This window comes from Hydrogenophilus islandicus (assembly GCF_054657095.1).
The window spans coordinates 74,565-96,910 of the sequence record NZ_BAAHXE010000003.1 but is presented as its reverse complement, the minus strand read 5'-3'; the positions used below and the strand labels follow the sequence as shown (position 1 = coordinate 96,910).

Below are 22,346 nucleotides of genomic sequence, written 5' to 3'. Positions count from 1 at the left end.
ACCACAAACCAAACCAAACACCCACACGAAACACCGCAAACACCGCACACAAGACGCGCACCCCAAAACAGGGGGCGCACCACAAAACACCAACCACCACACCACCTCCACACACCCAACACCCACAACCACCAAAGAACCAAGAAGTCAAACCGAACGACTTCACTCGAACTTGCATTGGCTCAAAACGGGCTGAAGGTGCCCTCCTTCGCGCACTACTCCTCCACCTTCAGGAACCTCCATCCTGCCCCAAACCCATACCGATCCACCCAGCTTCAAAAGCGTGCGAAAATAGACCTTCGCAAAGCAGGCGAGCGAAGAATGAGCGTGATCGATTATGACATCGTCATCAATGGGGGCGGACTCGCGGGGTCTTCCTTGGCGTTGGCACTCGGCAACGCAGGGTGGCGGGTTTTGTTGATCGAACCCTCCCCGCCGCCGCCTTCTCCTCCCGCGGACGACGCTTTCTGGCAGCCGCGCATTTATGCCTATGCCCCTCGCCCTTGGGGGTGGCTTGAACGACTGGCGGTTCCGCTGCCATCCGAGCGGACCCAACCGGTTGCCCGCATGGTGGTGAAAGGGGATCGTGCCGGTGTGGTTGCCTTTGCTGCCAGCGAAGCGGCACTTCCTTACCTTGCGGTGATTGGTGAGGCCGAATCGCTTCGGTCGGCGATTTGGCGTGCGCTGGCCGATTGTGAGACCGTGACTTGTGCGACGTCGGCAGGTGCGACGTTGCAAGGTGCAGAGGTGCGATGGGATGGGGTGATCCTTACGACGCAAGATGGGCGGAGTTGGCAGACGCGCTTGGTAGTTGGGGCCGAAGGGCGGCAGTCGTGGGTGCGACAGTTTGCTGGCATCCAAGCCGAAAATTTCCCGTACGGGCACAGCGCGGTGGTTGCCAATTTTGTCACCGAAAAGGAACATGATGCCACTGCTTATCAGTGGTTCCGTCGTGACGGGGTTTTAGCCTATTTACCGTTGCCAGGTCATCGCGTTTCGATCGTCTGGTCCACCCCTGAGGATCATGCCCAGACTCTGATCGCGATGAAGCCGAACGATTTCGCGCGAACTGTCGCGGAGGCGGGTGAAAGGGTGCTGGGTTCGCTCACGTTGCTCACACCTCCGCAGATGTTTCCTCTCTCGCTCATGCGCTGTGACCGGGTAACCGCGAAAAGAGTGATGATTATTGGTGACGCTGCCCACGGGATTCATCCGCTTTCGGGGCATGGGATTAATCTGGGGTTCAACGACGCGGCGGTGCTCGCTGAGGAGATCGGGCCGGCGAGCTTGGGAAGGGATCCCGGGGATCCGGTCCTTTTGGCACGCTATGCCCAGCGGCGGCGTGAGGAGCCCCTATTGCTCCAAACCGTGACCGATTGGCTCGCGAAGGGTTTTGCAGTCGACGCAAGCCCAATCCGGCTGCTGCGCAACTGGGGGATGTCGTGGGTTGATCACCTGCCGATCGTCAAACGGCGGTTGATCCGTTATGCGACACTCGCCCAATGGTAAAGTTATGTTATCGGATGAGTCTCGGAGCAAGCGGATCATGATGAAAAAAGGGGTTGCGATCGCGTGGGTGGTGCTTGCGTGCCAAAGTGTGCCACTTCATGCTGAAAATGGGGCAGAAGCCAAGGTGCGGGCCACGGTCAACGCGTTGTTGGGTGAGGATGCGGTCCGTTCAGTCGCGCCGGCGCCGCTTGCCGGGCTCTACGAGGTGGTTTTAAAAAACGGCGAACTGGTCTATACCAATGAGCAGGTGAGCCATATTGTCGTGGGCTCGATCATCGACGCGAAGACGCGGGAAAATCTGACCGAGAAACGACAAGAGGCACTCGCGAAGATCGATTTCTCCACCCTGCCGCTCAACGATGCGATCGTGATCAAGAGTGGGGACGGTTCGCGAATTTTTGCCTCTTTTGAAGACCCGAACTGCGGTTTCTGCAAACGGTTGGCGAAAGATCTGCAGCAGGTAACCAATACCACGCAGTACCTCTTTCTCTACCCGATTCTCGGCGCCGATTCGACCGAAAAGGCGCGACGGATCCTCTGTTCGGCTAACCCGGCGGAGACGTGGCGGGCGTGGATGGTCGATGGCAAAGCGCCACCGGCTCCTCCGGCAAACTGCGACACCAGCGTCATTGAGCGCAACCTTCAGCTCGGCCAGAAACTGGGGATTGGCGGGACGCCGACCCTCTTTCTCAAGGATGGGTCGCGCATTGGGGGGTATCTCCCGGCGGCGAAACTCGAGGAGCGGTTGCGCGCGGTGCGCTAAGGGGAAGCGCTGATGCTCTTGATGATCGACAATTACGATAGCTTCACCTGGAACTTGGTGCAATATTTTGGCGAACTGGGGGCTTTCGTCAAGGTCGTCCGCAACGACGAAGTGACGCTCAATGACATCGCTGCGCTCGCCCCGAGTTATCTAGTTATCTCGCCGGGTCCCTGTTCTCCTGCTCAGGCGGGGGTGAGTGTCGCGGCGATTCGCGCCTTTGCGGGCAAAATTCCGATTTTAGGGGTTTGTCTTGGCCATCAGGCGATCGGTGAGGCGTTTGGCGGGAAGGTGGTCCATGCGCGCCAGATCATGCACGGGAAGACGTCGCCGGTTTATCATCGGGGTGAAGGGCTCTTTGCGGGGCTACCCAACCCCGTGGTCTGCACCCGCTACCATTCGCTCGCGGTGGAGCGCGAGACCTTGCCCGAGGTGCTCGAGATCACTGCCTGGACTGAGGACGGCGAGATCATGGGGTTACGCCATCGCGAATGGCCGGTCGAGGGGGTGCAGTTTCATCCGGAGTCGATTCTCACGGAGCATGGTCACGCGATGCTGAAGAATTTTCTCGTGCGCTATGCGCCGCGTGCCGATGTTGCCTGAAAGAAGGGAGGTGTAGGGTGATCACACCACAGCAAGCGTTGCAGCGGTTGATCGAACATCGCGAGATCTTCCACGACGAGATGTTGTCTCTGATGCGGCAGATCATGGCGGGGGAGGTATCGCCGGTGATGATCGCGGCGATTCTCACCGGCCTTCGGGTGAAAAAGGAGACGATCGGCGAAATTGCCGCCGCTGCGCAAGTGATGCGGGAACTCGCGACCAAGGTCGATGTCCCGGGGCCGCACGACCATCTCCTCGATGTGGTGGGCACCGGGGGTGACGGCGCACACACCTTCAACATCTCGACAACAACCGCATTTGTCGCTGCTGCCGGGGGCGCGCGGGTGGCGAAACACGGGAACCGCTCGGTGTCGTCGAAGTCGGGAAGTGCCGATCTCCTGGAGGCCTTAGGGGCGCGTGTCGACCTGACACCGGACGCGGTCGCGCAGTGCATCGCCGAGACGGGGGTGGGATTCATGTTTGCGCCGCTCCACCACCTCGCGATGAAGAATGTGATGCCGGTGCGCAGAGAGATGGGGGTGCGGACGATCTTCAATATTTTGGGGCCGCTGACCAATCCGGCGCAAGCGCCCAATAGCCTCTTGGGAGTCTTCCATCCCGATCTCGTCGGCATCTGCGTTCGGGTGATGGAGCGGCTGGGGGCGCACCACGTCGTGGTCGTCCATGGTCTGGATGGTCTCGACGAGGTGACGCTGGGGGCGGAGACGCTCGTGGGTGAACTCAAAGAGGGGCGCATTCGGGAATATCGGATCCACCCGGAGGATTTTGGTTTGCCGATGGCATCGAGCCGCCACTTCCGCGTCGACGACGCCGCAACCTCTGCGGCAATCGTTCGCCAAGTCCTCGCCAACGAACCGGGGCCCGCGCGCGATGTCGTGGTGTTGAACGCCGGGGTGGCGCTCTATGCCGCAAACCGGGTCGCGTCGATTGCCGAAGGGGTGGCGCTTGCCCAGGAGTTGATCGCAAGCGGGGCGGCGCTCGCGAAGATGGAGGCGTTTGTCGCCGTGACGAACCGGCTTGCGTCAGTGGGAGCGTGACGGTGACTCTTCCCGATATTCTCGCGGCGATTCTCGCCACCAAACGGGAGGAGGTGGCGGCGGGTCGTGCCCGCACGCCCGATCGCGCGATGCGTGCGGCAGCCGAGGAGCGGCTGCGCGCCGATCCCCCCCGCGGTTTCGTTCGGGCGATCGCCGCACGTCGCGCCAAGAAGATCCCCGCGGTGATTGCCGAGGTGAAACGGGCGAGCCCCTCGAAGGGGGTTTTGCGCGATCCCTTTGACCCGGTGGCGATTGCCCACAGTTACGAGGTGGCGGGTGCGGCGTGCCTCTCGGTGTTGACCGACGTGCGCTTTTTTCAGGGGAGCAATGCTTTTTTGCAGGCCGCCCGCGCGGCGGTCTCTCTCCCGGTTTTGCGTAAGGACTTTATCGTTGACCCGTGGCAGGTCTGGGAGGCGGCAGCGATTGGGGCAGACGCGATTTTGTTGATCGTTGCGGCGTTGGAGGACTCGGCGCTCTCCGATCTCGCCGTGTTGGCGGGGGAGCTCGGGCTTGATGTACTGGTCGAAGTACACGACGCCGCCGAGTTTGAACGCGCGTTGGCTTTGCCGACACCCCTCATCGGGGTCAATAACCGCAACCTCCGTACCTTTGAGGTGGCGCTCGAGACAACGCTCACTCTGTTACCCCGCTATCCCGCCGATCGCATCCCAGTGGCCGAATCGGGGATCACGACGACAGGTGACGTCGCGCGCCTCTGGGCGGCAGGAGTACCGGCGTTCCTCGTCGGTGAGGCGTTCATGCGTGCGGGCGACCCGGGGGCAGCGCTCCGCGAACTCTTTGCCCCGTGTGGCCTCGAGCGTTGCGTTGTGGAGGAGTGATGCGTGAGGAGGCTGCCGCTACCCCGGTGACGCTTTTTCCGCGGTGGTTTTCGGAGCGGATTGTCGACTACTTTCCCGAATGGCGGGGGCGAGCGGTTTCTTGGGATTGCGAAGCGGTCAAAGCACTTGCCGACACATGGCTGGCCCGCCTTGATCGCTTTACCGACGCTGCGGCACAGGTTGACGCGGGTGCATGGGTGGTGGCGTATGCCTGGGTGGCTCGGTGTTCCTTAGAGGAGCGCTTCTGGTCCTCGTGGTTGTCTGCGGCTGTCGCCTCTGCCGAAGAACGAGGGGGAAGGATTGAAGGGGTCGCCGCGTCAGCGCTCGCGCTGACCCTTGGGGGGGACCCCAGTTGGCCGCTCCCTCAGCGAATGGAGACCTGGATGGCGCTTGCGGCGCTCCCCTCGACCGTCACCCTCACCCCTGCGGAGCACGATCCTCTTTCTCACCCGGATCTTTCTGCCTCTTCATCTGAGTTGCCTGTTTGGGGAATCGCGAAAGGTCACTCGGTTCGGCTCATCCGTTGGGGGGAGGAGGGCGAAGAGGAGTCCCCGCTCTATTGGTTCGATTTCACCGAATGTAAGCGACAGATTGAACGGTTGGCCCAACATGGGTTGCAACGTGAGCGCGAGAGCGCACCCAACCAGGGTTGGGGGTGGCTCCTTTTGGCGCTCTCAGAGCGTTTGCAGGGCGGGGTGCGACGACTTTTTCGCCACGCCGTTCACGAATCGGCGCTCATCGTCGTCGGATGGGAGGGTGTTGCGGCTTTGGGCGTTGGTGGGCTACCGGAGTACGTTTCGACGACCGTGCTCGACGTTGCCGACTATGCCTTAGGGGTACGCCTCCTACTACCTACTGACCAAAGTGAAGTGGGGGAGGGTGAAATTGTCGCGCTCCGCATGGCGGGGGCGCAAAAGGGGCCAGTGGCACGGTGGTTGTTGGGCGTGGTGCGCTGGTGTCAGAAAAGAGGCGACGGCACCGTGGTGGGGCTGCAGACCTTGGCGCCAATCGCTGCGACGGTCAATCTCTTGTGGGTTCCCCCGGATCGGAAAGCGGGAGAGCGGCAGATCGGAATACTGCTTGAGCGCTGGCTCCCCTTTTTTCCCCAACAAACGGTTGCGCTCCCGCGGTTGGACCATCTCGAAGGGGCGTGGTGGTTGGTCTTTGAGCCGGCACTCTACCGCACCAGCGTCGAACGGTTTCAGCCCGGACGGATTCGCCTGGTGACGCCGCGCGTCACGGTCGTCGAAGTGTGGCCCAAGGAGGCATAAGCGCGTGCGGCGGTGGGTAGCGTTCGCGACGGGGGTCGCGTTTCTTCTTGCCCTCTGGTGTGTGGCGTGGGAGAGCGTCTGGGCGCCGCTTCGCCCGGGGGGCTCCTGGTTGATCGCAAAGAGCTTGCCGCTCGCGTTGCTGTTGCCGGGGTTGTGGCGGGGGAGGCTCAAGACCTACCAGTGGACGGCGCTCTGGTGCGGTTTTTATCTCCTTGAAGGGGCAACCCGGATCTTCGAACCACCACCGGTACGGGAGCTCGCGGCGGTCGAGGTGCTTTTGACGCTGCTCCTTTTTGCGGCGGTGGTGCGGGTTGCCCGCTTTTTCCCCCGCCGCCCACGAGAAAAAACTAGACCTGAGGACTGATTCGCTCCTGTTGGGCGAGGAGCTTATTGAGCGCATTCAAGTAGGCTTTGATCGAGGCGACGATGATGTCGGTATCAGCGCCTTGACCATTGACGATACGCCCCTCTTTACTGAGCCGCACGGTCACCTCGCCTTGCGCGTCGGTCCCTTGGGTAATGGCGTTTACCGAGTAGAGGAGGAGCTCACTACCGCTTGCCACCAGCCGTTCGATCGCTTTGAAGGCGGCGTCAACGGGGCCCGAACCGTCGCTCTCCACCGTATGCTCTTCGCCGTCGATCGCGATCACCAGCCGCGCCCGCGGTAACTCGCCCGTTTCACTGTGGACGCAGCTGGAGACCAGCCGGTAGCGTTCGACCTCCTGGCCGCTCGCCACCCCCTCTTCGCTCATCAAGGCGATGAGGTCTTCGTCAAAGATTTCGTGCTTCTTGTCGGCAAGCTCTTTGAAGCGGGCAAAGGCGTGGTTGAGCTGCTCTTCGCTCGTGAAGGTGATGCCCAGTTCCGCAAGCCGCGTCTTGAAGGCGTTACGCCCCGAGTGCTTGCCAAGCACAATCTTGTTCGCGCTCCAGCCCACATCTTCGGCGCGCATGATCTCGTACGTCTCGCGGTGTTTCAACACCCCATCCTGGTGGATGCCCGACTCGTGGGCAAAGGCGTTCGCGCCGACGATCGCTTTGTTCGGCTGCACCGGAAAGCCAGTGATCTGCGACACGAGCTTCGATGCGGGGACGATCTGGCGGGTGTCGATCCGGGTGTCGCACGGGAAGACATCCTGACGGGTGCGGACCGCCATCACGATCTCTTCGAGCGCCGCGTTGCCTGCGCGCTCCCCGAGGCCATTGATCGTGCATTCGACTTGCCGCGCCCCCGCAAGCACCGCCGCAAGCGAGTTGGCCACGGCCAAGCCGAGGTCGTTGTGGCAGTGGACCGACCAGATCACCTTATCCGAGTTGGGGATTCGCTCGATCAGCGTACGGATCCGCTCGCCGAATTGATGGGGGAGCGCATAGCCGACGGTGTCGGGGACGTTGATCGTCGTTGCTCCCGCCTGAATCACCGCTTCAAAGATGCGGCAGAGGAAGTCGATCTCCGAGCGGCCGGCATCTTCTGCTGAGAATTCAATATCATCGGTGTAGCGGCGTGCCCAGCCGATCGCTTTCACCGCCTGTTCGAGCACCTGCTCCGGGGTCATCCTGAGCTTCTTCTCCATATGGATTGGGCTCGTCGCGATGAAGGTGTGGATCCGCTTGCGCTCTGCAGGGGCGATCGCTTCGCCTGCTGCGGCAATATCCTTTTCGTTGGCGCGCGCGAGTGAGCAGACGGTGCTCTCTTTGATCGTCTGCGCGACTGCCCGGACAGCGGCGAAATCTCCCGGGCTTGCGGCGGCAAAACCCGCTTCAATGACGTCGACGCGGAGCCGTTCGAGCTGTTTCGCGATGCGAACCTTCTCCTCTTGGGTCATCGACGCGCCTGGGCTCTGTTCGCCGTCGCGCAAGGTGGTGTCGAAAATGATCAATGGCTCTTTCATGGGTTCCTCGCTCACGTGAAGTTGCATCCTTGAGAGGGGTTAGAAACAGGGGCCAACAGGGGAGGGAGCGGAATCGTATTAGCGCGCAAGGCGCAGGAGGGGGCCGAGCAGGAGTCCTGCCCGAAGAAGGATATTGCGCGTGCGAGAGGGGAGGGTATGCGTGACCATAACGTAAATCTACCCACCTTTTTCGGTTTTGACAAGAGGTTGCCGTTTTTTCCACCACCGCCAAAGGGCGAGCAGATACCCGCTTGATGCGTAGAGCAAGGTGAGGGCAAAGAGAAGGCCGGGCGGGTAGAAGGAGATGAAGGCAAAGACGAGCGCGACGCCTGCTGCAGTGAGGAAGGGAACCGAGCGGCGCAGGTCGATCGCTTTTCCGCTCCAGAAGAGGATGTTGCTGACCATGCTGACGCCGGCGAACAGGGTGATCACCGCGCACCAGATGGCGGTCGTCGTTGTCGGCCACGAGAGGTCTGTGGCAAGCCAAACGAAGCTCGCCACCAGCGCCGCAGCCGCAGGACTCGGGAGACCCTGGAAGTAGTTTTTGCTCACCGCCGAATGGTTGACGTTGAATCGCGCGAGGCGCAGCGCTGCCGCGGCGCAATAGACAAACGCGAGAATCCAGCCGAGTTTTCCAAGGGCGTTCAGCGCGGTCGCGAGCGCCAACACCGCGGGAGCGACGCCAAACGAGACCATATCCGAAAGCGAGTCATATTCGGCGCCGAATTCGCTTTGGGTATGGGTGAGGCGAGCCAAGCGGCCGTCGAGGCCGTCGAAGAGGATCGCGATGAAGATGGCGATTGCTGCCCCTGAGAGGTCTCCCCGCCACGACTGGACGACCGAAAAGAACCCGAAGAAGAGGGCGGCGGTGGTCATCAGGTTGGGCAAAAGGTAGATCGCCCGTCGGGGGGCAGCTGTGCGGTCGTGCTCGCAACGTTCGTCGTCAGGAATCATTGCTGACTCGCGCTTGCCGGCAGTATGGCGAGGATGGACGTGGTCGCCTTCACCTTTTCGCCGATGGTGACACAGACGCGACTCTCCGGGGGAAGATAGAGATCGACCCGGGAGCCGAAGCGGATGAAACCGTAGCGTTCCCCCCTTCTGAGCCGCTGCCCCGGGGCAACGTAGCAAAGAATCCGGCGGGCAATGAGGCCCGCGACCTGCACGCAGGTGAGCTCAGCGCCGTCGTCGGTTCTGAGGTGGAGGGCGTTGCGTTCGTTTTCGCTACTCGCTTTATCGAGCGCGGCGTTGAGGAATTTCCCGGGATGGTACCAGCGGGCGACCACGACGCCGTCCACAGGACTTCGGTTGGAGTGGACGTTGAAGACGTTCATGAAGACACTGACCTTGAGTGCGGGGGTTTGTCGCCAAGGGTCGATGGTGGGTTCAACCGCGACAATTCGTCCATCAGCGGGGGAGAGCACCGCGTGGGGGGTATCGGGAATCGGGCGGGCGGGGTCGCGGAAAAATTGGACGACAAAGAGAAAGAGCGCCCAGAAGGGTAGGGAGCCCGCTTGCCACCAGAAGGTGGTGAGGAGTGCGACGACCAAAGTGAGGGCAATGAAGGGCCACCCTTCACGGGCAAGGATCGGATGGGGATAGAATCGCGTCTGTGGGCGCATCAGTTCGTGCCTGGTCTAAGATTTTGTGCTATTTTACTCGCAAAGCATCGAGAGGAGCGAAAGTGATGAAGTGGGGTCTTCGCTGGCTTACCGGCGCGATGGTGGTTGGGGCTGTAGCGCTCGCTTATGCGGCAGAGGGGGCGCACTGGAGTTACCACGGCAAAGGTGGGCCGGCAGAGTGGGGCAAACTCGATAAAGCTTATGTCCTGTGCGGCATTGGGAAGAACCAGTCGCCGATCGACATCGACCGCGTGGCGGTGTTGCGTACCGATCTGCGGCCGCTCGCCTTCGAGTACGAGGCGCCGCTGCCGCTCACCGTCGAGGACAACGGTCATACGATTGTGCTCCCGGTCTCCGGGGGGAAATGGACGCTGCGCGCCGAGGGGCAGAGCTTTGCGCTGGTGAATCTCCATTTCCATTCGCCGAGCGAACACGCCGACAGTGGGAACCGCTATCCGCTCGAAGCCCACTTCGTCCATCGCAACGCTGCAGGGGAGTTGGCTGTCGTCGGCGTCTGGTTCCGCTCGGGGGATGAGAATCCGGCACTGACGCAGATTCTCCGCTGGGTTCCGGAAGCGGAACCGCGCGCGCAAGGGGGTAAGGCAGCTGCCCCATCCCATCGGCAGGAGGCGCGCAAGCGTGTGAGTAACGAGACGATTGACCTGCGCGGCTTGTTGCCGAGAAGCGAGGGGTATTTCCGCTACAACGGGTCGCTCACGACCCCTCCCTGTTCGGAGGGGGTCCGGTGGTATGTGATGCAGGAGCCACTTTCCGCGAGCGAAGCGCAACTGATGCGGTTTCGCGAGCTGTTAAACGACAACGCCCGGCCGCTACAGCCGATCAACGCTCGTCGCGTTCTGGAGTGAGCGCCGGTCACATTCCCTGGTAGATCGGTCCTTCGCCCCCTTGGGGGGTGACCCAGTTGATGTTCTGAGTGGGGTCTTTGATATCGCACGTTTTGCAATGGACGCAGTTTTGTGCGTTGATCTGTAGCCTCGGCGCGCCGTTTTCTTCGACGATCTCATAGACCCCTGCCGGGCAGTAGCGGCTTTCGGGTGAGGCGAAGGTTTTGAGGTTCACTTCGATCGCCTTCTCGGGCACCAAGAGGCGCAGGTGGCACGGTTGGTCCTCGTCGTGGTTGGTGTTTGAGAGAAAAACCGAGGAGAGGCGGTCGAAGGTGATCTTGCCGTCTGGCTTGGGATAGGCGATTGGCTGACAGTGGCTCGCAGGTTTCAAGGCGGCGTGGTCGGGTTGGGCGTGGTGGAGTGTCCACGGGGCTTTCCCACGGAACACCATCTGGTCGATACCAAAGAGGAGCGACCCCATATAGAGCCCTTTGTGCATCAACGGCTTGAAGTTGCGCGCGCGGTAGAGTTCCTCTTTGAGCCAGCTTGCTTCGAAGCGCGCCGGGTAGGCGGTGAGTTCGTCGTGGGCGCGGCCAGCGGCGAGCGCATCGGCAACCGCTTCAGCGGCGAGCATTCCCGATTTGATCGCAGCGTGGAGCCCCTTGATGCGCGAGGCGTTGAGGAATCCGGCGTCGTCACCGATGAGCGCCCCCCCAGGGAAGACCAATTTGGGGAGCGATTGCAATCCGCCGGCGGTCAGCGCTCGTGCGCCGTAGGCCAGCCGTTCCCCCCCTTCGAGCATCGGACGGATCGCAGGGTGGGTTTTGAAGCGCTGAAACTCCTCAAAGGGGGAGAGGTAGGGGTTGGTGTAGTCGAGGCCGATGACAAAGCCGATCGCGACCAGATCCTCTTCGAGGTGGTAGCAAAAGGAGCCGCCGTAGGTGTGGGGATCGAGCGGCCAGCCGGCGGTGTGCATCACCAGACCCGCTTGATGCTTCTCTTTCGGGATCCGCCACAGCTCCTTGATGCCGATTCCGTACTTCTGCGGGTCCCGTCCCTCGCGCAGCCGATAGTGGTGTTCCAGTTTTTTGCCGAGGTGCCCACGACACCCCTCCGCAAAGAGGGTGTAACGCGCGGTAATGGCGATCCCCGGTTGGTAGTTGGGGCCCGGGGTGCCATCCTTTTGCACCCCCATATCGCCGGTGACGACCCCAATCACCCGGTTCTCATCGTCAAAGAGGAGGTCGGCGGCGGCAAAACCGGGGAAGAGCTCGACGCCGAGCGCTTCAGCCTCTTTGCCGAGCCATTGGACCAGGAACCCCGCGCGAACGATCGTGTTGCCGTGGTTTTGGAAACAGGCGGGCAAAAGAAAGTTCGGGGTCTTGTAGGCGCCCGTTTCTGTGAGGAAGAGAAAGCGATCTTCGGTGACTGGGGTGCCGATCGGTGCGCCGCGCTCGCGATAGTCGGGGATCAGTTCGGCAAGGGCGCGGGCGTCGAACACGGCACCCGAAAGGGTGTGGGCGCCCAGTTCCGCCCCTTTTTCCAAGAGGCAGATCGACCAGTCGACGCCCCGTTCCTGAGCGAGTTGCTTGAGCCGGATCGCCGCAGCGAGCCCCGCTGGCCCCCCGCCGACGATCACGACGTCGAATTCCATCGTTTCCCGTTCCATCTGCACGCTCCTTACGCTAAAATGGGTTCCCATACGCTAGCGTATGTTGGCAAAAAAAGGGTCATCTGACAAGAGGGTGGAGTATGGATAGCGAACAAGCGAAGCAAAACGAAGGGGCTGTGCGGCGGCTTGCGTGGGTCTCTCGCATCCCAGTGCGCTGGGGCGACATGGACGCCTATGGCCATGTGAATAATACGGTCTATTTCCGCTATTACGAGCAGGCGCGCGTCGAGTGGCTTGAGCACCTGGGGTATCGGGTGATGCCCGAGACTGAGGGGGCACCGGTGATCATCAACGCGGAATGCACCTTTTTGCGCCCGGTAACCTACCCGGCGACGGTCGAAGTCAAGCTCTTCGTCGGTGAGCCGGGGCGGTCGAGCGTGATGACCTTTTATGAGTTGCGCTGCGTCGGTGAAGAGATGGTCTCGGCCACCGGCTACGCCAAGGTGGTTTGGTTCAACCCGAAGAGTGGTCAGTCGGTGCCGATTCCCGACGCGTTGCGCGCGAAACTCATCGATCCCGATTGATGGCAGTGCAAACCCACCACAAGGAGAAGGAGATGGAAGAGCGGCCGATGATGTGGGCTCCGAGCCCTGAACGGATCCAGCAGGCACAAATCACCGCGTTTACCCGTCGCGCTGAGGCGCGGTGGGGGGTGACGTTACCCGATTATGCAACGCTCCATCGCTGGAGTATCGACCACCCCGAAGCGTTTTGGGCGCAAGTGTGGGACGATTGCGGGGTGATCGGTTCGCGCGGGGAGGTGGTCTTCGTCGAAGGGGAGACGATCACTTCGGCCCAGTGGTTTCCCGAGGCGCGCCTTAACTTCGCTGAGAACCTCTTGCGACGGCGCGATGAGACGCCGGCGCTCATCTTTTGGGGTGAGGAGAAGCTGACGCTCCGCTTGACCTGGGCGGAGCTTTATGAGGCAGTGGCCCAGTGTGCGCAGGCGCTCGCCGCGGCGGGTGTCGGGCGGGGCGATCGCGTTGCCGCCTATATGCCGAACCACCCCCATACGATCGTCGCGATGCTTGCGGCGACGAGTCTCGGGGCGATCTTTACCTCCGCCTCTCCCGATTTTGGGGTGCAAGGGGTGCTCGACCGTTTTGGTCAGACCGAGCCGAAGGTGTTGTTTACGGTCGACGGCTATTGGTACAACGGCAAAGCGATCGACATCCGCGGCAAGGTGCGGGAGGTCGTTCAGGGGCTCACGAGCGTCGAACGGGTGGTAGTGACGCCCTATCTCAGCCTTTCGGGGGGGCTTCCGCCCGAGGAGTTTTCCGCGGCGGTGCGCGAGATCCCGCAAGCGGTGGCCTGGTCGGAGTGGCTTACCCCTTTTGCCGCGGCGCGGGAGGTTCCCTTTGTGCGGCTCCCCTTTGACCATCCGCTCTATATCCTCTACTCCTCAGGAACGACGGGGGTGCCGAAGTGCATCGTCCATCGTGCGGGAGGGATTCTCCTGCAGCATCTCAAGGAGCATCGGCTCCATACCGACGTCCGGGCGGGTGATCGCCTCTTTTACTTCACGACCTGTGGCTGGATGATGTGGAACTGGCTCGCGAGTGGCCTGGCGAGCGAGGCGACGCTGCTGCTCTACGACGGTTCGCCGTTTGTCCGCGAGGGGCGAATTTTGTTCGATTTCGCTGACGCGGAGGCGATGACCCATTTCGGCACTTCGGCGAAGTTTCTTGACGCTGCAGCGAAACAGGGTTTGGCGCCAGCAAGGAGTCACGACCTCAGGACGCTGCGCACGATCCTGTCGACCGGCAGCCCTTTGGCACCGGAAGGATTCGACTACGTCTATGCGCAGATCAAGGGCGACGTCTGTCTCAGTTCCATCTCTGGTGGGACCGATATCTGCTCCTGTTTTGTGCTGGGTAATCCGACGTTGCCGGTCTATCGCGGCGAGATTCAGTGCAAAGGGCTCGGGATGGCCGTAGCAGTCTATAACGACGAGGGGCAACCGGTGGTGGGCGAAAAGGGGGAGTTGGTCTGCACCCGCCCCTTTCCGGCCATGCCGCTTGGCTTTTGGCACGACCCCGACGGCAAGCGCTATCGCGCCGCCTATTTCGAGCGCTTCCCCGGGGTGTGGACCCATGGTGACTACGCCGAAGAGACACCCCGCGGGGGCTTCATCATCTACGGCCGTTCGGACGCCACCCTCAACCCCGGTGGGGTGCGGATCGGCACAGCCGAAATCTACCGCCAGGTGGAGAAGCTCGACGAGGTGGTCGAGTCGCTCGTCATCGGCCAGCGTTGGGAGAACGACGAACGGGTGGTCCTCTTTGTCCGCCTGCGCGAGGGGCTCGTGCTGGATGAGCCGCTCATCCAGAAAATCAAGGAGACGATTCGTGCCCATACCACACCCCGCCATGTGCCGGCGAAGGTGCTCCAGGTTCCCGACATTCCACGCACGAAGAGTGGCAAGATCGTCGAAATCGCGGTGCGCCAGGTGGTCCATGGCGAACCGGTGAAAAATGTCGAGGCGTTGGCCAACCCCGAGGCGCTCGACCATTTCCGGAATCGCCCGGAGCTCGCGACCTGAGTTTCGGGTAGAATAGCGCTTTTCGTGAGCGCCTTTTCGCTATGACCAAGTATGTCTTCGTCACCGGCGGCGTCGTCTCTTCACTCGGCAAGGGCATCGCCGCCGCGTCGCTCGGCGCGATTCTCGAGTCGCGTGGTCTTCGCGTCACCCACCTCAAACTCGACCCTTACATCAACGTCGATCCGGGCACGATGAGCCCGTTCCAACACGGTGAGGTCTTTGTGACCGAAGATGGCGCCGAGACCGACCTCGACCTCGGCCACTATGAGCGGTTCACCAGCGCCAAAATGAGCCGGCGCAACAACTTCACCACTGGGCAGATCTACGAGTCGGTGATCCGCAAAGAGCGGCGCGGCGAATATTTGGGGAAGACCGTCCAGGTGATCCCTCACATTACCGACGAGATCAAACAGTTTATCCGCCGGGGTGCTGAAGGGGCCGAGGTGGCGATCGTCGAAGTGGGCGGGACAGTGGGCGACATCGAGTCGCTCCCCTTTCTCGAAGCGATCCGCCAGATGGGGCAGGAGTTGGGGCCGCACGGGGCGTGCTACATCCATCTGACGCTGCTCCCGTACATCGCCACTGCGGGCGAGTTGAAGACGAAGCCAACCCAGCACTCCGTGAAGGAGCTGCGCGAAATCGGCATCCAACCCGATATTCTCCTCTGCCGGGCGGACCGCGAGATCCCCGCCGAGGAGCGGCGCAAAATTGCGCTTTTTTGCAACGTTCGGCCTGAGGCGGTGATCGAGGCGCGCGACGCCGATACCATCTACCGGATTCCGCTGCTCCTTCATGAGCAGATGCTCGACGAGATCGTCTGCCATAAGCTGGGGATTCTGGCGCGTCCGGCGAATCTGCGGGTGTGGCAGGAGATCGTCGAGGCGCTCAACCACCCTGAGACGCAGATCGACCTCGGTTTCGTCGGTAAATATGTCGACCTGACGGAATCCTACAAATCGCTCATCGAGGCACTCACCCACGCCGGGCTCAAAGCGCGGTGCCAGATTCGCATCCACTACATCGACGCCGAAGATCTCGAGGTGGCGGGTGGCGAAAGGCTCCTGAAGGAGCTCGACGCGATTCTCGTTCCCGGCGGCTTTGGTCGCCGCGGAACCGAAGGGAAGATCCGTGCGATCCAGTACGCCCGCGAGCAGAAGGTCCCCTATTTGGGGATCTGTCTGGGGATGCAACTTGCGGTTGTTGAGTTTGCCCGCAACGTCGTCGGCTGGTCAGACGCCCATTCGACCGAGTTCGAACCGACCACGGCGCATCCGGTGGTGGGGCTGATTACCGAATGGCAGGATCGGAGTGGCGAACTGGTCCGCAGAAGCGCCGCCGACGACCTCGGGGGGACGATGCGGCTGGGGGGGCAACCCTGCCGGATCGCGCCGGGGACACTCGCGCACGAAATCTACGGCAAAGAGGAGATCATCGAGCGCCACCGCCACCGCTATGAGGTGAACAACCGCCTTTTGCCGGAGCTCGAGCAGCATGGGTTGGTGGTCTCTGGCCGCGCGCCCGGCACCGATCTCTGCGAGATCGTCGAGCTGCCGCGAGCTGTTCACCCCTGGTTCTTGGGGTGCCAATTTCACCCTGAATTTACCTCCAATCCCCGCACGGGGCACCCGCTCTTCTCCTCGTTTGTCCATGCGGCTCTGGCCGCGCGCGAGCGGGCGGGACGTCCGGTGTTGTTGGCAAAGGAGCGGTGATGCAGCTCTGTGGCTTTGAGGTGGGGCTCGATCGCCCCCTCTTTTTGATTGCCGGCCCGTGTGTGATCGAGTCGCGCCAGATGGCCCTTGAGACCGCTGCGGCGATCAAAGAGATCGCCGTCCGAGTCGGGATCCCGGTGATCTACAAATCGAGCTACGACAAAGCCAACCGTACCTCGGTGCAGTCGTTTCGCGGCCTTGGGATCGCGAAGGGGCTCGAGATCCTTGCCGAAGTACGCGAAACGGTGGGGGTGCCGGTGGTCACCGATGTCCACACCGAAGCTGAGGTGAAGCCCGCCGCCGAGGTGGTCGATCTCCTTCAGACGCCCGCGTTTCTCTGCCGCCAGACCGATTTCATCCAGGCGGTCGCCGCGAGCGGCAAGCCGGTCAATATCAAGAAGGGGCAGTTCCTTGCGCCGGAGGACATGAAGCACGTCGTCGCGAAAGCAAAAGCGGCGAATGGCGGTGCCGATACGATTTTGGTCTGCGAGCGCGGCGTCTCCTTTGGTTACCATAACCTCGTCGTCGATATGCGCGGTCTGGCGGTGATGCGCGAAACGGGGTGTCCGGTCGTCTTTGACGCGACCCATTCAGTTCAGCTACCAGGTGGCGGCGACGGGCGTTCGAGCGGGCGGCGGGAGTTTGTCCCGGTGCTTGCACGCGCAGCGGTCGCCGCGGGGATTGCCGGCCTCTTCATGGAGTGCCACCCCGACCCGGACAGAGCGCTCTCCGACGGCCCGAACGCCTGGCCCATTCCGCGACTCGAGGAGCTTCTGCGCACCCTCGTGGAGCTTGACCGGACGGTGAAACGCACGCCGTTCCTGGAAAACGAATGGCTCAATCGGTGAAAGGGAAGTGATGGCGAAGGGATATGTGATCGTGGTGGCCCGCAGCGCCAACCATGAGGCGCTGGCCCGCTATCGGGAGTTGTCGGCGCAAGCGGTTGCCGAGCACGGGGGGCGGTTTCTCGTTCGCGGCGGTCGCTTCGCAGTCCTTGAGGGGGAGTGGCAGCCGGTGCGGGTGGTCGTCGTCGAATTTCCCTCTTTTGAGGTCGCACAACAGTTTTACGCGTCTGAGACCTACCGCCGGGCGCGGGAAGCGCGCGCGGGCGTTGCCGAGTACGACATGCTCGTGGTCGAGGGGCTCGAATCAGCCGGTTGATTTCAAGGAGAAAGCAAATGGCAGCAATCGTCGATATCGTCGCGCGCGAAATTCTCGATTCGCGCGGTAATCCCACCGTCGAAGCGGACGTGTTGTTGGAGTCGGGGGTGCTTGGGCGCGCTGCAGTCCCTTCGGGTGCCTCGACCGGTTCGCGCGAGGCGCTCGAATTGCGCGACGGGGACCCCCAGCGTTATCTCGGGAAAGGGGTGTTGAACGCGGTCGAGAACGTCAATACCGAAATCTGTGAAGCGCTCCTCGGGTTGGATGCCGAGGATCAAGCGCTCATCGACAAGACGATGATCGAACTCGACGGTACCGAAGACAAGTCACGCCTGGGGGCAAACGCGATTCTGGCGGTGTCGCTCGCTGTAGCCAAAGCGGCTGCGGAAGAGGCGCGACTGCCGCTCTACCGCTACCTGGGTGGCAGCGGCCCCAAGGTGATGCCAGTGCCGATGATGAATGTAATCAACGGGGGAGCGCACGCCAACAACAGCCTCGATATCCAAGAGTGCATGATTATGCCGGTCGGTGCAACCTCCTTCCGGGAGGCGCTCCGCTGCGGGGCGGAGGTCTTCCACCACCTCAAGAAAATTCTCGACAAGCGCGGCATGCCGACTACGGTGGGCGATGAGGGGGGCTTTGCACCCAACGTGAAGAACACCGAAGAGGCGCTCAACTTGATCCTCGAGGCGGTGGTGGCGGCGGGCTATGAACCGGGGCGTGAGGTGGTTCTGGCGCTCGACTGTGCGAGTTCCGAGTTCTACCTCGACGGGCAGTATCACCTGGAAGGGGAGGGGCTTACCCTCACCTCTGAGGGGTTTGCCGACTATCTCGCGACGCTGGTCGACAAATTCCCGATCGTCTCGATCGAAGACGGGATGGCGGAGAGCGATTGGGACGGCTGGCGTCTCTTGACCGAACGGTTGGGACGTTCGGTCCAGTTGGTTGGGGACGACCTCTTTGTCACCAATACCAAGATCCTGCAAAAGGGGATCGAAGCGGGTGTGGCCAATTCGATCCTGATCAAGATCAATCAGATTGGGACGCTCACGGAGACCTTTGCAGCAGTAGATATGGCGCAGCGCGCCGGTTATACTGCGGTGGTTTCGCACCGTTCGGGCGAAACGGAGGATGCGACGATCGCCGACATTGCGGTGGGGCTGTCGACGATGCAGATCAAAACGGGTTCGCTCTCCCGCTCCGACCGTCTGGCGAAATACAACCAGCTGCTGCGCATCGAAGAGGATCTGGGGGTCACGGCGAGCTATCCTGGGCTCTCGGCCTTCACCAATCTGCGGCGCAGATAATATCGCCTTCCGGGTGGCTGCGCGCGGGTGGTATTCCCCATGATCACGGTGCTCCGGCGCGTGGCCTTTCTGCTCCTCATTTTGGGGCTGCAGTACCAACTCTGGTACGGCGACGGCGGAATCGTTGCCCGGCAGCGGCTCGAGGCGAAATGGGCGGAGCTGCGCGAGCAAAATAGTGCGCTTGCGGCCCGCAACGAGCGGCTGCGCGAAACGATCCGCCAGCTCCAAGAGGGTGGGGAAGCACTGGAAGAAAAGGTCCGCCGCCACTACAACTGGATTCGTGGCGACGAAGTGCTCTTTTTGCTTCCCGAAAAGGAGGAGTAACGCGCTAATCGATGCGGCGAAGCGCGCGGCGGTAGCGTTGAGCGGCGTCGATATAGTGGTGGGCGTTTTGCTGCAGTGCTGCGACCTCCTCGTCACTGAGCGTCCGGACGACCCGACCGGGCGAACCAACGACGAGGCTGCGATCGGGAATGACTTTCCGTTCGGGGATCAAGGTATTCGCACCGATGATGCACGACTTCCCGATCACCGCGTGGTTGAGGATCACCGCGTTGATGCCGATGAGCGTCCCGTCGCCGATGGTGCAGCCGTGAAGCATCGCCATGTGACCGACCGTGACAAAGGCGCCGATCGTGAGCGGCACCCCGATGTCGTTGTGGAGGATCGCTCCGTCCTGGATGTTGCTCCCTTCGCCGATGGTGATCGGTTCGTTGTCGCCGCGAACCACCGCGTGGAACCAGATCGAGACGCGGGGGGCCAACCGGACGTCGCCGATCACTTCAGCGCTTTCGGCAATCCAGACCTCTTCGGATAGAATGGGCTTCTTGTCGTCGAGTGCGTAGCAGGCCATCGTTGGACACCATTTTTTCTGAAATACGTTTCATTATCCCATGAAAACTTCTCGTTGGTGAAAGAGCCCCAAAGCGATGTTGGCCTACCGTCACGCCTTCCACGCCGGAAACTCCGGTGATTCTCTGAAACATTGGCTGCTCAGCACCACGTTGCAGCTCCTCAACCAAAAAGCGAAGCCGTGGTCCTATTTTGATACCCATGCCGGAGCGGGCGTCTATGCGCTCAGCCAACCGGTGGGCGGGCGTCTGCCCAGCGAATGGCAACAAGGGGTGGCGCGCTTCTGGGAAAAGCGCTCTGCGGCTCCTGCCCCCTTCACGGCGTGGCGTTCCGTGCTCGAGGCGTTCAACTCGGAGCAGAAGTTGACGATCTATCCCGGTTCCCCCGCGATCGCGCGCTTTTTTGCTCGCGAGGAGGTTGCCGACCGACTCTTTCTCTTTGAGCGTCACCCCACCGATGGGGAGAAGCTGCGCGCCCTCTTCGCCCGTGACGACCGGGTCGAGGTCTTCCTCGCCGATGGGTGGCAGGCCGCGCCCAAACGGATGCCCCCGGCGGTGCGGCGCGGCGTGGTCTTTGTCGACCCCTCTTATGAACTCGCAAAAGATTACGGTGCGGTGGTTCCCTTCGTGCGCGAAGTGCGCCGGCGTTTTCCCCAAGCGGTGGTGATGGTCTGGTATCCGCTCTTGAAGCGCTATGAGGTGCCGCTCCTCGCGCGGCGGCTGCGCAACGTCCTCCCTGAGGAGCATCTCTGGGTCGAACTTCCGGTCGCGCCGCCACCTGAGCACGGTTGGGGGATGTATGGAAGCGGAATGGTGGTGCTCCAGCCGCCGTTCGGTTTGGCACAGCAGGTGGCTGAGGGGTTACCGTGGCTCCATGCGCTCCTTGCGCAACCGGGCGCCGCGGAGCCCCGCTTTGCCGCCCACGAGCGGTGAAGCATGGGGTGCGCCGCAAGGGGTGAGCATTGGATCGTCGTGGTGAGCAAAGGAGCGGTTTTGTGGTGAGGGCGTGTGTGGCACCTCTCGAGAAGAGGAGGGGGCGCCGGGTTGCTGTCTGGTGGCTTGTCGCTGGGGTGACGACGGTCGGGTACTTCGCCGTCGACCACCTCTATGCCCTGTGGGATTCCAACTACCTCGTGAGACCCGAAGGGCTGACCGTCGGGGTCACTTTCATCTGGGTTGCTTTGGCGCTCGCGCTCCGTTCGCGTGGCGCAGCACTGTTGGCTGCGCTCTTTTTCGCCGCAGCGCAGTGGGGGCAGTTTCTCCATTTTGCCTATTATGGCGCGCCGATCGCGCCCCATGAACCGCCGCTCCTCTTTTCCGAGTGGCGTGAGATTGTTGGCGCCTTTGCCGGAACAGTACATCACTATACCGCGGCGATCGTCTTGCCTCTGGTGTCGCTACTCTTTTTCGCCGTGGGGTGGTCCCTCAATCGCCGCTACGGCCTCCAGGGCCGTCTCTGGCCGGTGCTCCTCTTTGTCGCGCTCCTTGCGGTTTTGCCGGTCAAAGCTTATCGCGCGCCGGACAACACCCAGGCGTTTTATCCGCGTCCCTACGGGTACGCGCTCAAGAACGCTTGGTTGGTGACGAGCTACGCGATCGGTTCCGCGTTGGCGCACGGGGGACACACCGCGGTGGCTGGGGAGGCAGCTACCGCGCAACCCTATCGGGTCGAGCGGGTCGGTGACGGGGTTGATGGGGTGGTGGTCGTGGTGATGGGGGAGTCGACGAACCCCGCGGTGATGAGCGCGTTCGGTGCCCCCGAGCCGACAACACCCTTTCTTGCCTCCCTGGCCGCAAGCGGTGCCATCGTCACGGTGGGGCAATCGGCGGGGGTGGCGACGAAGGTGTCGCTCCCCATGTTCTTCAACGTGCAACGCGAACCGTGGCGTCACGACATTCCGGTGGCGGGGAAGAGTAACCTCATTGCGCTCGCTCAGGCGAACGGCTACCGGGTAGTGGTCGAGTCGGCGCAGACCAACAACCTCTTTACCTTCACCCGCGCCGAGTGGGCCGACCACTTCTGCGCGGTCGACCGCTGCCACCCAGAACGGCCGGAGGCAGGGGTCGACACGGTGTTGCTCGAAAGGGTCGCTGCCGAGCCGTTTGACAGGAAAACCCTTCTCATCCTCCATACGCGGGTCGCCCATTCGGCCTACGACCGTTTTCTCCCCGAGGGGTGGCGACCCTTTCCGGTCGATGAGAAGAGTCGCGAGGCGCAGATGCGCTCGACCTACCGCAACGCCGCGGCCTGGTTCGACGAATTGGTACGGCGAATCACCGAGGCGATCCGCACCAAGACCTCCCAGCCAATCTGGTTCGTGCTCACCGGTGACCACAACGAGCTCCTCGGCGAGGGGGGGTATTGGGGGCACGGGCAGCTCGTTGCGCGCGCCGGCGAAGTGCCGGTGGTGGTTGCCACCTGGAACGGGGCAGAGCTTCCTTCTGCGTGGCGCGATCGGTTACACTGTCGCCCGAGCCACTACGAGGTGGGGCAGTTGGTTGCCGCGTTGCTTGGCTGGGAGGTCCGTTCGCCTGACGAGGTGCCCGACCAGGTGCTGACGAACGGCCCCGATTTGGCAGGAAAAGCAGGGTGGATCGAACTGGAGCGGGAGGTCACGGCTGAGGGCGAATGCCGGGTGCGTGAACGGCTCGTCTTCCCCGGGCAGAGAGGGGCGCTGCGTTAGGGGGTCATCCCCCGCCACGGTGCA

The 22,346-nt window shown here is 62.2% G+C and carries 22 protein-coding genes; 17 read left to right on the top strand and 5 right to left on the bottom strand.

Annotated features, from left to right (window positions below; all coding sequences use genetic code 11):
• The first annotated feature begins 321 nt into the window (after positions 1-321).
• The 7 genes from ACYQ6T_RS02215 to ACYQ6T_RS02185 are packed head-to-tail and all read left to right on the top strand — an operon-like array spanning position 322 to position 6,404.
• Positions 322-1,509, top strand: a complete 1,188-nt coding sequence (locus tag ACYQ6T_RS02215) for an FAD-dependent monooxygenase (RefSeq protein WP_459827028.1) — start codon at positions 322-324, stop codon at positions 1,507-1,509.
• 40 nt (positions 1,510-1,549) lie between these two features.
• The gene (locus tag ACYQ6T_RS02210; RefSeq protein WP_459827026.1) at positions 1,550-2,272 is read left to right on the top strand and encodes a DsbC family protein; all 723 of its coding nucleotides are present in this window, start codon (positions 1,550-1,552) and stop codon (positions 2,270-2,272) included.
• Between the two features lie 12 nt (positions 2,273-2,284).
• A complete protein-coding gene (locus ACYQ6T_RS02205; protein ID WP_459827024.1) occupies positions 2,285-2,872 on the top strand; it encodes an anthranilate synthase component II in 588 nt (195 codons plus the stop codon).
• A gap of 17 nt (positions 2,873-2,889) precedes the next feature.
• A complete protein-coding gene (trpD, locus tag ACYQ6T_RS02200) occupies positions 2,890-3,930 on the top strand; it encodes an anthranilate phosphoribosyltransferase (protein ID WP_459827022.1) in 1,041 nt (346 codons plus the stop codon).
• 2 nt (positions 3,931-3,932) lie between these two features.
• Positions 3,933-4,769, top strand: coding sequence for an indole-3-glycerol phosphate synthase TrpC (gene trpC / locus ACYQ6T_RS02195; protein ID WP_459827020.1), 837 nt, complete (start codon positions 3,933-3,935; stop codon positions 4,767-4,769).
• Positions 4,769-6,040, top strand: coding sequence for a hypothetical protein (locus ACYQ6T_RS02190; protein WP_459827018.1), 1,272 nt, complete (start codon positions 4,769-4,771; stop codon positions 6,038-6,040). The genes trpC and ACYQ6T_RS02190 overlap by 1 nt, the downstream gene beginning before the upstream one ends.
• Before the next feature lie 4 nt (positions 6,041-6,044).
• Positions 6,045-6,404: a DUF2069 domain-containing protein gene (locus ACYQ6T_RS02185; protein WP_459827016.1), complete on the top strand. Its 360-nt coding sequence runs from the start codon at positions 6,045-6,047 to the stop codon at positions 6,402-6,404.
• Here ACYQ6T_RS02185 and ACYQ6T_RS02180 read toward each other — a convergent pair.
• The 3 genes from ACYQ6T_RS02180 to ACYQ6T_RS02170 form a co-directional block, all read right to left on the bottom strand.
• Positions 6,388-7,929 carry a 2-isopropylmalate synthase gene (locus ACYQ6T_RS02180; protein WP_459827015.1) on the bottom strand — a complete coding sequence of 514 codons (1,542 nt, stop codon included), beginning with the start codon at positions 7,927-7,929 and terminating at the stop codon, positions 6,388-6,390. The genes ACYQ6T_RS02185 and ACYQ6T_RS02180 overlap by 17 nt on opposite strands.
• 177 nt (positions 7,930-8,106) lie before the next feature.
• Positions 8,107-8,883 carry a CDP-diacylglycerol--serine O-phosphatidyltransferase gene (gene pssA / locus ACYQ6T_RS02175; protein ID WP_459827013.1) on the bottom strand — a complete coding sequence of 259 codons (777 nt, stop codon included), beginning with the start codon at positions 8,881-8,883 and terminating at the stop codon, positions 8,107-8,109.
• Positions 8,880-9,551 (bottom strand): phosphatidylserine decarboxylase, encoded by a 672-nt coding sequence (locus ACYQ6T_RS02170; RefSeq protein ID WP_459827011.1) that lies wholly within the window; start codon positions 9,549-9,551, stop codon positions 8,880-8,882. The genes pssA and ACYQ6T_RS02170 overlap by 4 nt, the downstream gene beginning before the upstream one ends.
• A 65-nt stretch (positions 9,552-9,616) precedes the next feature.
• Between ACYQ6T_RS02170 and ACYQ6T_RS02165 the strand changes: the two genes are divergently transcribed.
• Positions 9,617-10,417, top strand: coding sequence for a carbonic anhydrase (locus ACYQ6T_RS02165; protein ID WP_459827009.1), 801 nt, complete (start codon positions 9,617-9,619; stop codon positions 10,415-10,417).
• Positions 10,418-10,424: 7 nt separating this feature from the next.
• On the opposite strand, the gene ACYQ6T_RS02160 is transcribed toward ACYQ6T_RS02165, so the two are convergent.
• On the bottom strand, positions 10,425-12,065 hold the full coding sequence (locus ACYQ6T_RS02160) for an electron transfer flavoprotein-ubiquinone oxidoreductase (protein WP_459827007.1): 1,641 nt from the start codon (positions 12,063-12,065) through the stop codon (positions 10,425-10,427).
• Positions 12,066-12,148: 83 nt separating this feature from the next.
• On the opposite strand from ACYQ6T_RS02160, the gene ACYQ6T_RS02155 reads away from it, so the two are divergent.
• From ACYQ6T_RS02155 to ACYQ6T_RS02125, 7 genes are read left to right on the top strand one after another with little or no spacing between them, the layout of a single operon-like run.
• Positions 12,149-12,592: an acyl-CoA thioesterase gene (locus ACYQ6T_RS02155; RefSeq protein WP_459827005.1), complete on the top strand. Its 444-nt coding sequence runs from the start codon at positions 12,149-12,151 to the stop codon at positions 12,590-12,592.
• Entirely contained in the window at positions 12,592-14,610 is a 2,019-nt protein-coding gene (locus ACYQ6T_RS02150) for an acetoacetate--CoA ligase (RefSeq protein ID WP_459827003.1), read from the top strand. The genes ACYQ6T_RS02155 and ACYQ6T_RS02150 overlap by 1 nt, the downstream gene beginning before the upstream one ends.
• Positions 14,611-14,651: 41 nt before the next feature.
• Complete coding sequence (gene pyrG, locus ACYQ6T_RS02145) at positions 14,652-16,319, top strand: CTP synthase (protein ID WP_459827001.1); 1,668 nt, start codon at positions 14,652-14,654, stop codon at positions 16,317-16,319.
• Entirely contained in the window at positions 16,319-17,167 is an 849-nt protein-coding gene (gene kdsA / locus ACYQ6T_RS02140) for a 3-deoxy-8-phosphooctulonate synthase (protein WP_459826999.1), read from the top strand. Before pyrG ends, kdsA begins: the two co-directional genes overlap by 1 nt.
• A 10-nt stretch (positions 17,168-17,177) precedes the next feature.
• Positions 17,178-17,480 carry a DUF1330 domain-containing protein gene (locus ACYQ6T_RS02135; RefSeq protein WP_459826997.1) on the top strand — a complete coding sequence of 101 codons (303 nt, stop codon included), beginning with the start codon at positions 17,178-17,180 and terminating at the stop codon, positions 17,478-17,480.
• Between the two features lie 17 nt (positions 17,481-17,497).
• Complete coding sequence (gene eno, locus ACYQ6T_RS02130) at positions 17,498-18,787, top strand: phosphopyruvate hydratase (RefSeq protein ID WP_459826995.1); 1,290 nt, start codon at positions 17,498-17,500, stop codon at positions 18,785-18,787.
• Between the two features lie 39 nt (positions 18,788-18,826).
• On the top strand, positions 18,827-19,111 hold the full coding sequence (locus tag ACYQ6T_RS02125; RefSeq protein WP_459826993.1) for an FtsB family cell division protein: 285 nt from the start codon (positions 18,827-18,829) through the stop codon (positions 19,109-19,111).
• Between the two features lie 4 nt (positions 19,112-19,115).
• Here the strand turns inward: ACYQ6T_RS02125 and ACYQ6T_RS02120 are convergent, their stop codons facing one another.
• Positions 19,116-19,640 (bottom strand): gamma carbonic anhydrase family protein, encoded by a 525-nt coding sequence (locus ACYQ6T_RS02120; protein WP_459826991.1) that lies wholly within the window; start codon positions 19,638-19,640, stop codon positions 19,116-19,118.
• Between the two features lie 76 nt (positions 19,641-19,716).
• On the opposite strand from ACYQ6T_RS02120, the gene ACYQ6T_RS02115 reads away from it, so the two are divergent.
• Together ACYQ6T_RS02115 and ACYQ6T_RS02110 are read left to right on the top strand one after the other, a co-directional pair.
• Complete coding sequence (locus tag ACYQ6T_RS02115; protein WP_459826989.1) at positions 19,717-20,571, top strand: 23S rRNA (adenine(2030)-N(6))-methyltransferase RlmJ; 855 nt, start codon at positions 19,717-19,719, stop codon at positions 20,569-20,571.
• A 77-nt stretch (positions 20,572-20,648) separates the two neighbouring features.
• Entirely contained in the window at positions 20,649-22,322 is a 1,674-nt protein-coding gene (locus ACYQ6T_RS02110) for a sulfatase-like hydrolase/transferase (RefSeq protein ID WP_459826988.1), read from the top strand.
• The last annotated feature ends 24 nt before the right edge of the window (positions 22,323-22,346 follow it).

Excerpts from the sequence above, each read along its gene's own strand:
- ACYQ6T_RS02215 (WP_459827028.1), top strand. The coding sequence starts at position 322 with ATGAGCGTGATCGATTATGACATCGTCATCAATGGGGGCGGACTCGCG.
- ACYQ6T_RS02210 (WP_459827026.1), top strand. The coding sequence starts at position 1,550 with ATGAAAAAAGGGGTTGCGATCGCGTGGGTGGTGCTTGCGTGCCAAAGT.
- ACYQ6T_RS02205 (WP_459827024.1), top strand. The coding sequence starts at position 2,285 with ATGCTCTTGATGATCGACAATTACGATAGCTTCACCTGGAACTTGGTG.
- ACYQ6T_RS02190 (WP_459827018.1), top strand. The coding sequence starts at position 4,769 with ATGCGTGAGGAGGCTGCCGCTACCCCGGTGACGCTTTTTCCGCGGTGG.
- ACYQ6T_RS02180 (WP_459827015.1), bottom strand. The coding sequence starts at position 7,929 with ATGAAAGAGCCATTGATCATTTTCGACACCACCTTGCGCGACGGCGAA.
- pssA (WP_459827013.1), bottom strand. The coding sequence starts at position 8,883 with ATGATTCCTGACGACGAACGTTGCGAGCACGACCGCACAGCTGCCCCC.
- ACYQ6T_RS02170 (WP_459827011.1), bottom strand. The coding sequence starts at position 9,551 with ATGCGCCCACAGACGCGATTCTATCCCCATCCGATCCTTGCCCGTGAA.
- ACYQ6T_RS02165 (WP_459827009.1), top strand. The coding sequence starts at position 9,617 with ATGAAGTGGGGTCTTCGCTGGCTTACCGGCGCGATGGTGGTTGGGGCT.
- ACYQ6T_RS02160 (WP_459827007.1), bottom strand. The coding sequence starts at position 12,065 with ATGGAACGGGAAACGATGGAATTCGACGTCGTGATCGTCGGCGGGGGG.
- ACYQ6T_RS02155 (WP_459827005.1), top strand. The coding sequence starts at position 12,149 with ATGGATAGCGAACAAGCGAAGCAAAACGAAGGGGCTGTGCGGCGGCTT.
- ACYQ6T_RS02150 (WP_459827003.1), top strand. The coding sequence starts at position 12,592 with ATGGCAGTGCAAACCCACCACAAGGAGAAGGAGATGGAAGAGCGGCCG.
- pyrG (WP_459827001.1), top strand. The coding sequence starts at position 14,652 with ATGACCAAGTATGTCTTCGTCACCGGCGGCGTCGTCTCTTCACTCGGC.
- kdsA (WP_459826999.1), top strand. The coding sequence starts at position 16,319 with ATGCAGCTCTGTGGCTTTGAGGTGGGGCTCGATCGCCCCCTCTTTTTG.
- ACYQ6T_RS02135 (WP_459826997.1), top strand. The coding sequence starts at position 17,178 with ATGGCGAAGGGATATGTGATCGTGGTGGCCCGCAGCGCCAACCATGAG.
- eno (WP_459826995.1), top strand. The coding sequence starts at position 17,498 with ATGGCAGCAATCGTCGATATCGTCGCGCGCGAAATTCTCGATTCGCGC.
- ACYQ6T_RS02125 (WP_459826993.1), top strand. The coding sequence starts at position 18,827 with ATGATCACGGTGCTCCGGCGCGTGGCCTTTCTGCTCCTCATTTTGGGG.
- ACYQ6T_RS02120 (WP_459826991.1), bottom strand. The coding sequence starts at position 19,640 with ATGGCCTGCTACGCACTCGACGACAAGAAGCCCATTCTATCCGAAGAG.
- ACYQ6T_RS02115 (WP_459826989.1), top strand. The coding sequence starts at position 19,717 with ATGTTGGCCTACCGTCACGCCTTCCACGCCGGAAACTCCGGTGATTCT.